16 protein-coding genes and 1 pseudogene are annotated in these 10,859 nt (G+C 66.1%); 5 read left to right on the top strand and 12 right to left on the bottom strand.

Annotated features, from left to right (window positions below):
- The first annotated feature begins 388 nt into the window (after window positions 1–388).
- Window positions 389–1,414 (top strand): NADP-dependent oxidoreductase, encoded by a 1,026-nt coding sequence (locus tag R1H25_RS17880; protein WP_317224247.1) that lies wholly within the window; start codon window positions 389–391, stop codon window positions 1,412–1,414.
- A gap of 73 nt (window positions 1,415–1,487) precedes the next feature.
- Here R1H25_RS17880 and R1H25_RS17875 read toward each other — a convergent pair whose 3' ends face one another.
- Entirely contained in the window at window positions 1,488–2,330 is an 843-nt protein-coding gene (locus tag R1H25_RS17875; RefSeq protein WP_046985297.1) for a bifunctional transcriptional activator/DNA repair enzyme AdaA, read from the bottom strand.
- A 132-nt stretch (window positions 2,331–2,462) separates the two neighbouring features.
- Between R1H25_RS17875 and R1H25_RS17870 the strand changes: the two genes are divergently transcribed.
- On the top strand, window positions 2,463–3,224 hold the full coding sequence (locus R1H25_RS17870; RefSeq protein WP_317224246.1) for an SDR family oxidoreductase: 762 nt from the start codon (window positions 2,463–2,465) through the stop codon (window positions 3,222–3,224).
- Between the two features lie 6 nt (window positions 3,225–3,230).
- Here the strand turns inward: R1H25_RS17870 and R1H25_RS17865 are convergent, their stop codons facing one another.
- A complete protein-coding gene (locus R1H25_RS17865) occupies window positions 3,231–3,716 on the bottom strand; it encodes a hypothetical protein (RefSeq protein ID WP_317224245.1) in 486 nt (161 codons plus the stop codon).
- 160 nt (window positions 3,717–3,876) lie between these two features.
- Here R1H25_RS17865 and R1H25_RS17860 point away from each other — a divergent pair, with 160 nt between their 5' ends.
- Window positions 3,877–4,047 (top strand): hypothetical protein, encoded by a 171-nt coding sequence (locus R1H25_RS17860; RefSeq protein WP_162838401.1) that lies wholly within the window; start codon window positions 3,877–3,879, stop codon window positions 4,045–4,047.
- A gap of 160 nt (window positions 4,048–4,207) precedes the next feature.
- Here the strand turns inward: R1H25_RS17860 and R1H25_RS17855 are convergent, their stop codons facing one another.
- Complete coding sequence (locus tag R1H25_RS17855) at window positions 4,208–4,489, bottom strand: AlpA family phage regulatory protein (RefSeq protein WP_317224244.1); 282 nt, start codon at window positions 4,487–4,489, stop codon at window positions 4,208–4,210.
- The gene (locus R1H25_RS17850; protein WP_317224243.1) at window positions 4,486–4,740 is read right to left on the bottom strand and encodes a hypothetical protein; all 255 of its coding nucleotides are present in this window, start codon (window positions 4,738–4,740) and stop codon (window positions 4,486–4,488) included. The genes R1H25_RS17855 and R1H25_RS17850 overlap by 4 nt, the downstream gene beginning before the upstream one ends.
- Before the next feature lie 64 nt (window positions 4,741–4,804).
- Between R1H25_RS17850 and R1H25_RS17845 the strand changes: the two genes are divergently transcribed.
- Entirely contained in the window at window positions 4,805–5,389 is a 585-nt protein-coding gene (locus tag R1H25_RS17845; RefSeq protein ID WP_317224242.1) for a hypothetical protein, read from the top strand.
- Window positions 5,390–5,711: 322 nt separating this feature from the next.
- Here R1H25_RS17845 and R1H25_RS17840 read toward each other — a convergent pair whose 3' ends face one another.
- The 4 genes from R1H25_RS17840 to R1H25_RS17825 are packed head-to-tail and all read right to left on the bottom strand — an operon-like array spanning window position 5,712 to window position 8,566.
- The gene (locus tag R1H25_RS17840) at window positions 5,712–6,047 is read right to left on the bottom strand and encodes a hypothetical protein (protein WP_317224241.1); all 336 of its coding nucleotides are present in this window, start codon (window positions 6,045–6,047) and stop codon (window positions 5,712–5,714) included.
- Window positions 6,044–8,110 (bottom strand): DNA cytosine methyltransferase, encoded by a 2,067-nt coding sequence (locus R1H25_RS17835; protein ID WP_317224240.1) that lies wholly within the window; start codon window positions 8,108–8,110, stop codon window positions 6,044–6,046. The genes R1H25_RS17840 and R1H25_RS17835 overlap by 4 nt, the downstream gene beginning before the upstream one ends.
- Entirely contained in the window at window positions 8,103–8,429 is a 327-nt protein-coding gene (locus R1H25_RS17830) for a hypothetical protein (protein WP_317224239.1), read from the bottom strand. The genes R1H25_RS17835 and R1H25_RS17830 overlap by 8 nt, the downstream gene beginning before the upstream one ends.
- Window positions 8,426–8,566 (bottom strand): hypothetical protein, encoded by a 141-nt coding sequence (locus R1H25_RS17825; RefSeq protein WP_164116115.1) that lies wholly within the window; start codon window positions 8,564–8,566, stop codon window positions 8,426–8,428. The genes R1H25_RS17830 and R1H25_RS17825 overlap by 4 nt, the downstream gene beginning before the upstream one ends.
- Before the next feature lie 29 nt (window positions 8,567–8,595).
- Between R1H25_RS17825 and R1H25_RS17820 the strand changes: the two genes are divergently transcribed.
- Window positions 8,596–9,201: a hypothetical protein gene (locus R1H25_RS17820; RefSeq protein WP_317224238.1), complete on the top strand. Its 606-nt coding sequence runs from the start codon at window positions 8,596–8,598 to the stop codon at window positions 9,199–9,201.
- Between the two features lie 20 nt (window positions 9,202–9,221).
- On the opposite strand, the gene R1H25_RS17815 is transcribed toward R1H25_RS17820, so the two are convergent.
- The 4 genes and pseudogenes from R1H25_RS17815 to R1H25_RS20395 all read right to left on the bottom strand — a co-directional run.
- Window positions 9,222–9,479 carry a hypothetical protein gene (locus R1H25_RS17815; RefSeq protein ID WP_317224237.1) on the bottom strand — a complete coding sequence of 86 codons (258 nt, stop codon included), beginning with the start codon at window positions 9,477–9,479 and terminating at the stop codon, window positions 9,222–9,224.
- Complete coding sequence (locus R1H25_RS17810; RefSeq protein ID WP_317224236.1) at window positions 9,476–9,724, bottom strand: hypothetical protein; 249 nt, start codon at window positions 9,722–9,724, stop codon at window positions 9,476–9,478. The genes R1H25_RS17815 and R1H25_RS17810 overlap by 4 nt, the downstream gene beginning before the upstream one ends.
- A 214-nt stretch (window positions 9,725–9,938) precedes the next feature.
- On the bottom strand, window positions 9,939–10,097 hold the full coding sequence (locus R1H25_RS20400) for a helix-turn-helix domain-containing protein (RefSeq protein ID WP_373695574.1): 159 nt from the start codon (window positions 10,095–10,097) through the stop codon (window positions 9,939–9,941).
- Between the two features lie 328 nt (window positions 10,098–10,425).
- Window positions 10,426–10,857: pseudogene (locus tag R1H25_RS20395) on the bottom strand (YqaJ viral recombinase family protein); the annotation flags it as partial.
- Between the last annotated feature and the right edge of the window lie 2 nt (window positions 10,858–10,859).

Here is a 10,859-nt window from a genome sequence, read left to right as displayed (position 1 = left end):
ACCGCCGACACGGGGATTTTCAATCCCCTGCTCTACCAACTGAGCTACTCGGCCACATGTTTCGTTGCAGCGAGGTCGCTGCCAAGGACGCGTATATTACGGAGGTCGGCTGCCTTCGGCAAGCGTTTTGCCAAGATTTCTTCACATTGCCGTCTGCGCGCTCGCAAGTGCTTGATCCTCCGTCGTGGGGCGGGGCGGGGCCAATCGATCATGGTCTGCGGTGGAAATCAGCAGGTCGCCGCAATCGCCAAAGCTGCAGGGGCAAGGGCTGCGCCGGACAAGCGCGGGTCCGGGCAATGGAACGCTGTTTTCGTGGCCGCCATCGGGGATCGCCGCAGCGTAGTGTCGGCAGTCCTTTCCCGATGCTGGCAACAGCAGAGACCTGGCCATGTCCGATTCCTCCACCACCTCCCGTATCGTGCTGGCGTCGCGTCCGCAGGGGGCGCCGAGTGCGGCCAACTTCCGCTTGGAACAGGCACCGTTGCCGGCACTGGCCGATGGCGAGGTGCTGCTGCGCAACCGGTATCTGTCGCTGGACCCGTACATGCGTGGGCGCATGGACGAGGGCCCGTCGTACGCCCCGCCGGTGGCGGTGGGTGCGGTGATGGAAGGGCAGACCGTGGCCGAGGTGCTGCAATCCAACGCCGAGGGCGTAGCCGCAGGTGAGCTGGTGCTGGCGCCGGGTGGCTGGCAGACCCACGCGGTGCTGCCGGCCAAGGCATTGGGGCGCCGCCTGGACCCCTCCGGACTGCCGCTGAGTACCGCACTGGGCGTGTATGGCATGCCCGGCTTCACCGCCTATTCCAGCCTGCATGAGATCGCCCGCCTGAAGCCGGGCGAGACGCTGGTGGTCGCCGCCGCGACCGGGCCGGTGGGCGCGACCGTAGCCCAGCTGGCCAAGCTGCTGGGCGCGCGCGTGGTCGCCATCGCCGGTGGCGAAGCCAAGCGCGCCTATCTGCAGACACTGGGGGTGGACGTGGCGCTGGATCATCGCGCCGCTGATTTCGTCGTGCAGCTGCGCGCGGCGGTGCCCGCGGGTATCGACGTGTATTTCGAGAACGTGGGCGGCCATGTGCTGGATGCCGTGCTGCCGCTGCTCAACGACTTCGCCCGCATTCCGGTGTGCGGCACCATCGCCACCTACAACGAGCGGGGCGTCGAGCAGCCCGGCCCGGACCGGTTGCCCGCACTGTTCAGCCAGATCCTGCGCCAGCGCCTGACCGTGCGTGGTTTCATCGTGCACGACTTCATCCACCTGTGGCCGGATTTCGAGCGCGAGATGCCGCAGTGGCTGCGCGACGGCCGCATCCAGTACCGCGAGGATGTGGTGGAAGGGCTGGAGAATGCGCCGGAGGCGTTCTTCGGGCTGTTGCAGGGGCGCAACTTCGGCAAGCTGGTGGTGAAGCTGGATTGAGGGCTTGGCGGTGCGCCGACCAAGGTCGGCACCTACCGGAAGCTGAGCGTGCCGACCAAGGTCGGCACCCACTTCAGGCAGTCGAGGCCTTTTCCCGGCGCAGCAGTTCGCGCTTGCGCGCCACGCCCCAGGCATAGCCGGACAGGTCGCCGTCGCGGCGCACCACGCGGTGGCAGGGGACTGCCACCGCCAGCGGGTTGCTTGCGCATGCGCGTGCCACCGCACGACTCGAGCGTGGGGCGCCGATGCGCGCGGCGACATCCGCATACGACGCGGTCTGCCCGCGCGGAATCTGCTGCAGTGCCTGCCACACCCGTTGCTGGAATGCGGTGCCGCGGATGTCCAGCGGCAGCGTGGCGCCCCGCGAAGGATCCTCGACCAGGCCCACGACCTGCGCCACCAGTTGCTCATAGCCCTGGTCGGCACCGACCAGTTCGGCCTGGCGGAAGCGTTGCTGCAATGACTGCAGCAGCGTCTCCGGATCGTCGCCGAGCAGGATCGCGACCACGCCGGTCCCGCTGCTGGCCACCAGCACGCTGCCCAGTGAACTTTCGGCAAGCGCGAAGTGGATGACTTCGCCGCGACCACCTGCGCGCCATTGCTTGGGCGTCATGCCCAGCAACTTCGGTGCGTTCTCGTAGAAGCGCCCGCTGGAACCGAAGCCGGCATCGTGGAAGGCGTCGGTGATGCGTTCCTGCTGTTCAAGCCCGGTGCGCAGGCGGTCGGCGCGCAGCGCGGCGGCGTATTGCTTCGGGGTCAGCCCGGTGGCCTGTTTGAACAGGCGGTGCAGCCGGGTCGGGCTGCAGCCGGCGATGTCGGCCAGTTCCTGCAGTGAGGGTTCGTCGAGGCTGGTCTGCAGGTGGCGGCAGACCCGTTCGACGCGGGCATCGAGGGCGGTGGTGGCGGTACTGTCCATGGCCGGATTCTGGCACGCGCCGGTGCTGCGGAAACTCCGTTTCCTGCACCGACGGGCCAGGCCCGGAAACGGAGTGTTGGCAGGCCGAAGGCGCGGCATCGTGGCGGCCACTTCACAACCGGCACCACGACCATGCGCCTGAACAACAAGATCGCTCTCATCACCGGTGCCAGCGCTGGCATTGGCCGCGCCAGCGCCATGCGCTTTGCTGCCGAAGGGGCAAGGCTGGTGCTCAACGCACGGCGACCGGAGCCGCTGCAGGCGCTGGCCGAGCAGATTCGCGCCGCCGGTGGCGAAGCCGTGGTGCATGCCGCTGACGTGGCCGATCCGGGCACGGCGCAGGCGCTGGTCGATCTGGCCCAGCGGTCATTCGGCGGCCTGGACATCGCCCTCAACAATGCCGGCATGCTCGGCCCGGGCGTGCCGGCAGCGGAGTTCCCGGTGGACGCTTGGCGTGAAGTGATGGCGACCAATCTGGATGCCGCCTTCCATGCGGCACGCGCGCAGTTGCCGGCACTGTTGGCGCGCGGCGGCGGCTCGCTGGTGTTCATCGGCACCTTCGTCGGCCACACCGTGGGATTCCCGGGCATGGCGGCCTATGCGTCGAGCAAGGCCGGGTTGATCGGCCTGAGCCAGGTGATCGCCGCCGAGTACGGTGCGCGCGGCGTGCGCAGCAATGTGCTGCTGCCCGGGGGCACCGATACCGAGATGGGCCGGCAGGCGGCACCGACCGGCGATGCCCGCGACTTCGTGCGCTCGCTGCACGCGCTCAAGCGCATGGCCGAGCCAGAGGAGATCGCCAACGCTGCGCTGTTCCTGGCCAGCGACGAAAGTAGTTTCGTTACCGGTACCGCGATGCGCGTGGAGGGTGGGGTGTCGATCACCCGTACCTGAGCGGGGTCAAGAGCGTGGCGCGTAGCGGATGCCGCTGCTGGCCATGAAGCCCTTTGGATCGAAACGGGCCCAGGCTTCGCCCCAGTCGAAGCGGGCGTGGCCGCCGGTCAGTTTGCGCCCCAGTGCCGTGGCCAAGATGCGGCGCATGAAAGCGACTTCGGCATCGATCGCGGCCTGGGTCGGCCAGCCGTCTTCCAGCGGCGCACCAGGCAGACTGACACCCATTGCCACCATGTCGAGCTGTTGCCTGTGGAAGCACAGGCTGATGCCAGCGGGTGCACCGCCCAGGCTGAGCCGGTGCAGGCTCAGCCAGTGATAGCCGGTGCCGACATCGCGCTCCCCTCGCACCAGCGCGGCGAAGGCGACGCTCGCTTCATCCCGGGACAGGGTGGGGCCGATCAGCGTCGGCAGATTGCCGAGCTGGATGCTGCCGTCGGTCGCATCGAGGAGCATCGGCAACGCGTGCGCTGCGTGCTGGGCAGGAGAGGGCATGGCATACCGGTGGGCGTGGTGCCTCGGATTCTGGCTGCGCGGGGGCCGCGGCGGCAAGCCAGTGCCTGCACATGGCGTTGGCACGGGACTGACCTGCGGCTTACCCGGCAACCTCTAGCGTGGTGGGCAACGCAGGCCCGCCGCCGGCGTGGAGATTTCGATGAACGAGCGAGACAAGGATCAGGACCCGAAGCAAGGCGTGCAGGAAAGCCGCCAGGACAGGAAGCAGGACGATGTGGCCAAGCAGCGGCCCGGGCAGCGTGATCAACAGGTGCGCGATGCGCACTCGCGCAGCCCGCGGCGCAAGGACGGTGACCAGGAGCCGGCCTGAGTTGCGGACGCTGAAAAGAAAAACCCGCAGATCGCAGGGATCTACGGGTTCTTCTGGATAGTGGTGGAGCCAAGGGGAATCCCGATAGCTGCCGGAACCATTGCACTGTAACGGTTTCGGCATCTGAGGGCGATGACATGCCCCCAGATGTGCCCCCGGGTCATGCTGCCTTGGGCAGGCCGCGCTCATCGACGTTGCGGGCCTCCATCTTGGACAGAATCCATGCGTTGATTTCGTCCTCCGACCAGGCCGAACAGTTGCCCCCGAGGTCGATTTGCGCAGGAAACTCGCCGCGGCGGATCCGGTCGTAGATCGTGTTCTTGGCCAGCCCGGTCCTTGCGCTGACCTCTTTCAGCCGGAGCAGGTTGGGTGCGCGGGGTAGGGGGACCGGCGAATTGACTGATTCGCCTGCGGCGGTGTCCTGGTCTTCAATGGTGTTCATGCTTCCTCCTTCGGCGCGCCGGCGGCGGCCAGATTGGTGCCGCGGCGGCGGCGTTTCGATACGGGGGCCATGATCCGCTCGGCTTCGGCCCGGTCCTCACGGGAGAGTGCGATTAGCGCCAAGCCACGGGCCTCCCATGCGCGCACGGTGGTCTTGCTCGCCTTGGCGAGGTCCACCCCCGATAGCCTGGCCAGCACGTGGCCCACCTCGCGGAAGTCCAGCCCGTCGGTGCCCTGCAGCGGGTCAGCCATGGGCGAGTCCCTTCGGGATCATGCCCGTGGCAGAATGCCCGCCAGTCCATAGGGGGAACTGCAGTTGAGCGAATTCCAGTATCTGGTTCCTTGCTTTGAATGGAGCGAAAAATGCAACTTGGACTGGGCCGCTTTCTCCGCTATGGGGGGCTGGGTTGCGGCAATCGTCACCTTCTTCGCTGTGCTTCTCCCTTATCGAGCGCAGAGAAAAATGGCTGACGAGGAGCGGCGTCTTGCAGCGACTGATGCCGAGGCAAGACTTGGAAAGTTCGTGCACAAGCTTTTCTTTCTCCACAACAGTATTCCCGAGATAAGAAGCACTGTCGTCCTTCCGGGGTACGTCTTCCAAAAGGATGTGCTTGATCGTTGGATGACGAAGGCCTCCTCCCTGCCATTTCCGGATATGCCGCGTCGAATCGAGTTCGAAAATGTGCGTAAGTCGCTTGCAGTTTTGCAGGTGTGCATTGAAGTGCTGGCCGAAAGCCGCGAGATTGAGGACTGGAATACCGATGCAAAGATGCATTTCGCGGAAACGGTATCTCAGGTCGATCAAGCGCTTAAGAATTTCGTGAGAACGGTAGATCGGCTCATGCCCACGCTGAGCATCCATGAGGAGTTCAGTCGCTATTTTCCGGAGCGACAGCAGTAGAAGCGGCATGCTGTTCTCGGTGTCGTAGGAATGATTCATCAGGCAACCGCTGATCCGGTTCGGCGCCGGCCGTCGATCAGCCTCTGAAGCTGGCGCTGAAGCCCCGCAGCGATATCGTAAGAATTTGGCGGCATGGTGGTGGGCATGAATTTCAGCAAGTTGCGGACATCGAGCAGATCGACAGAGCGTGGGGGCGCCGAGTGCCACGCAGCGCTATGCCGCTGTTGGCGTGCTGTACCAGGGGGTGGACGCAGCTGGCAATACAACGCCTCGACGACGGGCGCGACCCGTTGCTCACACGCGCTTCCTGCCATTGACGTGTTCATGCGTGCGTTTCCAGCAGGAAGTTGATGTCGATCTGCCAGCCGGCCTCACGGGCCCCGAGCAGGCGCAGTTCGTTGGTGTCGAATTCATCCAGGCCGAGCATCTTCGCGGCCAGCTCGATGTGGTTCGGCGAGATAGGCCGATCGCGGTAGAACAGGTCGTAGACGTTGTGCTTCGAGCAACCCCAAACGTCAGCCAGGTCCTGCATGCGTTTGCCTTCTTCCAGAAGGTGGCGCTTCAGGTGCGCGCGCATGCTGTCGACAGAGCGGGGAATGCGGATCGGACGGCCACCGGCGGCCATGCCGTTGTTGGCGTGCTGGCGTCGGATGCTCATGCCGCCTCCGCCAGCGGCATTGCCACTGGGTCCAGATTGGCGTCGATGAGGGCGTAGAACGGTGGCGGGCTGACGCTGTTCCCGCACATGCGCACCTGGGCCGTGGTCTTCAGCACGGTGCCGTCGGCGGTGCGGTCGATGATGTAGGACACCGGGAAGCCCTGGGCACGGAACAGCTCATACGGCTTGAGCATGCGCAGGCCGATATCCACGATCACGTAGGGCGTGCCCTTGATGACCACGGTGACCAGCGCCAGGCGATTCTTGGTGGTCACCGTGTCCACCGGGTCGTGCAGATCGACCGCGATGCCGCTGCCGTAGTACTTCACCAAGAAGGCCGCCACCCGAAGCGCACCGGCTTCCTGCTCAGGGCTCAGCGTGCATTCGACTTCAGCGAAGCGGGTCGCACCCGCCAGGATGGTTGGCAGCGGGGCGCGGAGGTCATTGCCTACAACGTTCTGCGCCATCGCGGTCAGGTGAGCGGCCACCAGTCTCTGCTGGCTGCCGCTGGCGGTGATGGTGCTGACCGGGTCGCGCGCGTCATTGCCTGCGCCCTGATAGGAGCCGCCGTTGGCCTGCTCCAGAAAGGCAGTCGCCAGCGCGTGGTGCTCGGCCTGAGCGGCAACGGTCGTGAGCGGCGTGCGTGCGTCGGCACCGACCATGTTCCGCCGCAGGGTTACCAGCGAAGCGGAAGCGAGGCCCAAGGCGTGCGCGTCGCCTGCCGGCCGGACAGCACCGGCGCCGGAGGTGATCGTCGGCACCGGATCGGTGCCGGGCGTGCCGATGCTGTCGCCTCGGATCTTAACCAGGTGTGGTGCCACCAGTGCGGTATCTGCCTTGGTGGTCATTGTGTAGAGCGGTTCGCCGCCTGAACGCGGCTCGGACTGACCGGCCCGGCCGCCGACGCCGGCAAGGATCGGCGATACCACCGAGAAGTGCCCGCCCTTCACTTCGGCGCACATAGTGCGAAGCGGCTCGTCTGCGGCCATCGTTCGCTGACTAGAGGCGTTGGCATGCTCGGTGATGAACGGTGCCAGCTCCGGCATGGCCAGCATCAGCTCCCCGCGGTTGGCGGCGGTAATGGTGCGCAGCGGATCGCGGACGCTGTGCACGCGGTCGCCGCCCTGATGCGTCACGGGAACGATGAAAGGATCGGCCGAGTTGATGACGTGCCGCATGACGCCCTTGGCGATGCGGCGCATGGTGGCGTCGGCCAGCGGGCGGGCGCGGGTGAAGATGGAGGGGCAGGGGATGGAGAAGTCCAGGCAGTCGGCGGCGGTCACGCGCGGCTTCTGTCCCGGGGCTGTGCCATGGGTCGGCTCTGGCCACACGATAGCCTGGCCGTCGCGGCGGCCGAGCAGGAACAGGCGTTCGCGGCTGGTGCCGGCGCCGTAATCGCTGGCCACCAGCTTGCGCCACTCGACCGCGTAGCCCAGCGCCAGCAGCGCAGCGACGAACTGCTGCCAGGTGCGGCCACTGTGGCGCTTGTCCGGAACCAGCTGCTGGTTCTCGACCGGTACGCGCTCGCCGCGCGCTGCAACGGTGCCGTCCATCTTGATGACGCGGCCGGTGTCCTTGCAGCGCTTCGCGACCAGCGGGCCCCAGGTCAGGATCTGCCAGACGTTCTCCATGGAAATGATGCGCGGCGCGGTGTTGGTGCCGTGCAGGCGATCAGCGCGCAGCAGCTGGCCCACCCACTTCAGCACCACCCACGACAGGGCGCGCGTCTTCCTGCTGCGCGGCTGGCCGCCCTTGGCCTGGCTGAAGTGCGTGCAGTCCGGTGAAGCATGGAACCAGCCGATGGGACGACCGGCCACGTCCACGCGTGGGTCGGCGTGCCAAATGTCCTCGCGGTGGTGCTGGGTCAGCGGGTGATTGGCAGCGTGCATGCCGATAGCCAGCTCGTCGTGGTTGTACGCGAGGTGCGGATCGACGCCTGTCGCCTTCTTGATGGCTTCGCTGGCGCCACCCCCACCGGCGAACAGGTCAACCACTATTTCGCCTGGGCGCAGGCGGGACTGCTGCGGTCGCGGAAAGTTGAAAGAGCGGGAACCGTCAGCCATGGTGTTCTCCTGTCAGTTCGGCGCGCAGCTGCTCAACGCGCGTGCGCCAGTAGTCGATGGTTTCGTCGCTGCTGCTGCGCAGCGTTTCGTGGTGCCCGAGGGCAGTGGCAGCGGTGACCAGGTCGGTAACCAAGCCCGGTCGCTTGGCGCTGGCGCTGCCGCCGGCGCGCAGCTCGGCCACCTCGGCCTGCAGCTGCTCGATGCGTTCGTTGGCCTGGGCAAGCCACTGCCGATAGGCGTCCTTCGTGGGCTGCCGCATCCGGGCCGGGATGCCCGGGTCCTCGGGCGCCGGCACCAGCACCAGCACCAGGCAGCTCACCCCCGGGCCTCGCGCCGGGCTTCGGCCAGGATCTCTCGCAGGTCGTCCTGCACCTTGCGGTCCTCGCCCTGGGCGACAGCAGCGGCCACGGCGCGTTCCAGCGCGTAGACCCGGTCGTTCGGATGGATGTAGGTCATGGCAGAATCTGCTCTAACAGGGAGGGGTTATGAAAGAGTTTCTGTACTGGACGTTTGTGCGTTGCTGGCCGCTCGGCGAGAAATGCGAAGTGAATTGGGATGCTTGGGCTGCAATTGGCACCTGCGCGGCAGTGGTGATTGCGCTTTTCGGACCCGCAATTCATCGGATGGTCGGAAGAAGGAAAGCCAACGCGCTCTTTGCGTTGGCGTATCGCACCGATATTCAGGGTGCTCTTGCCCGCTTGGAAAACTTGAACAGCCGGTTCCCGCTTGATCCAAAGGGTGATAGCGCATGGGCGGTGCACGAAACGCTGACCAAAGAAGGGCAGTTCCGCACGAACTTCATTGAGATCTGCGGGCGTCTCGACGAACTGACCGGGCGCGAGGTTGATCTCACCAAGTGGCCAGCTGTGGATTGGAGCCTTGCTGCGAAGGTAGCGATGGCCATCGAGACGACTGCCCACTTTCAAATGGGGGCGCGCCTTCTCGCAGACGTCCAGGACGATGTGAGTTGGTCCGTGATGATGCAGGCCGCACACCTTGCTCACGTCAGAGCCACCACTGACGTAGCGACGGCATCGGAGGCGATCAATAAAGCGCTGGGAGCCTTTTCGATCACCGGAAACCAAGCATGAGGGATCTTCCTTAGCTGCACTCACGCAGCCACCCCCATCGCCAGCAGGTCGATGTCGTCCACCTTGTCGCGCAGGTAACGTCGCGCGCGGCGCAGGTGGCCAGCGATCACAGCGCGGTCCTCATGGGCGAAGAAGGTCTCTACGTGCATGTGCAGCGCACGGCGGTGGTCGCGGCGGTGGAGGCGCCAGGTGATGGCGCTGCCGTCCGTGGTCGGGAACCGGCCCCAGGCGAAGCCCAAGGTCTCCTTGGGCGCGCGGCGGGCGATATGGCGGCTCACGACTGCACCTCTCGTCGACCGGCAGCACCGATGAACCGCGCCAGCCGCTCATAGACCCGCTGCAGGTGCTCATCGCTGGACCAATGCCAGCTGTGGAAGCCATCCGACTCGTCACCCGTTTCAGCGGCGTATTTGCGGTCCAACAGTGCACGCGCTTCGGCCCGCACTGCCGAGCGCTTCGACAGGTAGCGGCGGCCCATGGTGGGTGCCAGGTAGACCGTGGCGGTGATGGGTTGAATGCGCATGGTCATCCCGCCTTCTTCCCAGCGCGGCGGCCATGGCCACCCTCGACCACCTGTCGGCGGCTGATCGTGCTCTTGTCGATGCCGGTGGTGCCCAGGACCTGGACCTTGCCGCCTGCGGCAGCGAAGCGGGCCATGTCGCTGGCCAGCTTCTGCCGGGCCTGGTCCTTTTCGCGATCGGTCGCGCCGCTGAAGGCGGGCTTCACGTGGATGCTGGTCATACTGCTGCTCCTTCGTAGACCCAGCGGCGCACGGTCCCGAACGGGACACCCAGCGCGGCGCTGATCTGGTTGACGGTGTTGCCGCTGGCCCGGAGCTGCTGGGCGCGGCGTTTGGTGGTGACCGGCCAATACCGGGCGTGAGGCTGGCGCGGCATCGGACTGCAGCTCACGGTTGATCGAACCCAGCACCGCCAGCGCGTTTTCCTTGAACTCGGCCAGGTTGGAGGCGGTGACCATCCCCGTGACCCGGATGCTCAGCGCGGGCAAGGTCTCCGGCGCGCGACCCACCGGCGCAGGCTCGCTCGCAGGACCCGGCTCGAATGCCGCGACGTCTGCCTCGAGCTGAGCCCAACCCGCGACGATGCGCGCGCGCAGCTCTGGATTGGGCATGTACCAACAGTGCCGCTCTTCCACCAGTTCCCAGCCGCCGGAGGTCTGGCGCCACTCGGAAGCCATGAAGAACACGCGCTCGCATTGGGAGACCATCGCCTGGTGCTCCATCTGGATCTGGTACATCAGCGGCAGGTCGGTACCGGTGCAACCATCGAACATGGCATCGCGCAGCGTCTGGTTCAGGCGCTTGTGCTCCCAGGCGATGTCCTCCAGCAGCGTCAGACCGTCGAAGCTGGCCGAGTACTTTCCGGCCACGCCAGTGACCGGGTAGAGATCCTCGCCGACCAACTGCTCGGCAATGGCACGGGCCTGCGCCTCAAACTCATGGCCCGGATCGATGACGCGCTCCTGGACGAAGTCGCTGAACTCGCGCGGCACGCCTGCTGCCAGTTCGCGGATCAGATCAGTGCGGGAATGGTTGGTGGACGCACCGAGCATCGCCGGCGCGTCGCTGGCATTGAGGTGCTGCGCGCGGTGGGCGTGCCATTCCGGGCTGCCCTGGATCAGGTTCACGGTGCGCATGG

It is taken from the genome of Stenotrophomonas veracruzanensis (assembly GCF_032911525.1).
In the GTDB taxonomy this organism is placed as follows: domain Bacteria; phylum Pseudomonadota; class Gammaproteobacteria; order Xanthomonadales; family Xanthomonadaceae; genus Stenotrophomonas; species Stenotrophomonas africana.
Note: the sequence above shows the minus strand (reverse complement) of the source record. Positions and strands in the feature narration are given on the sequence as shown.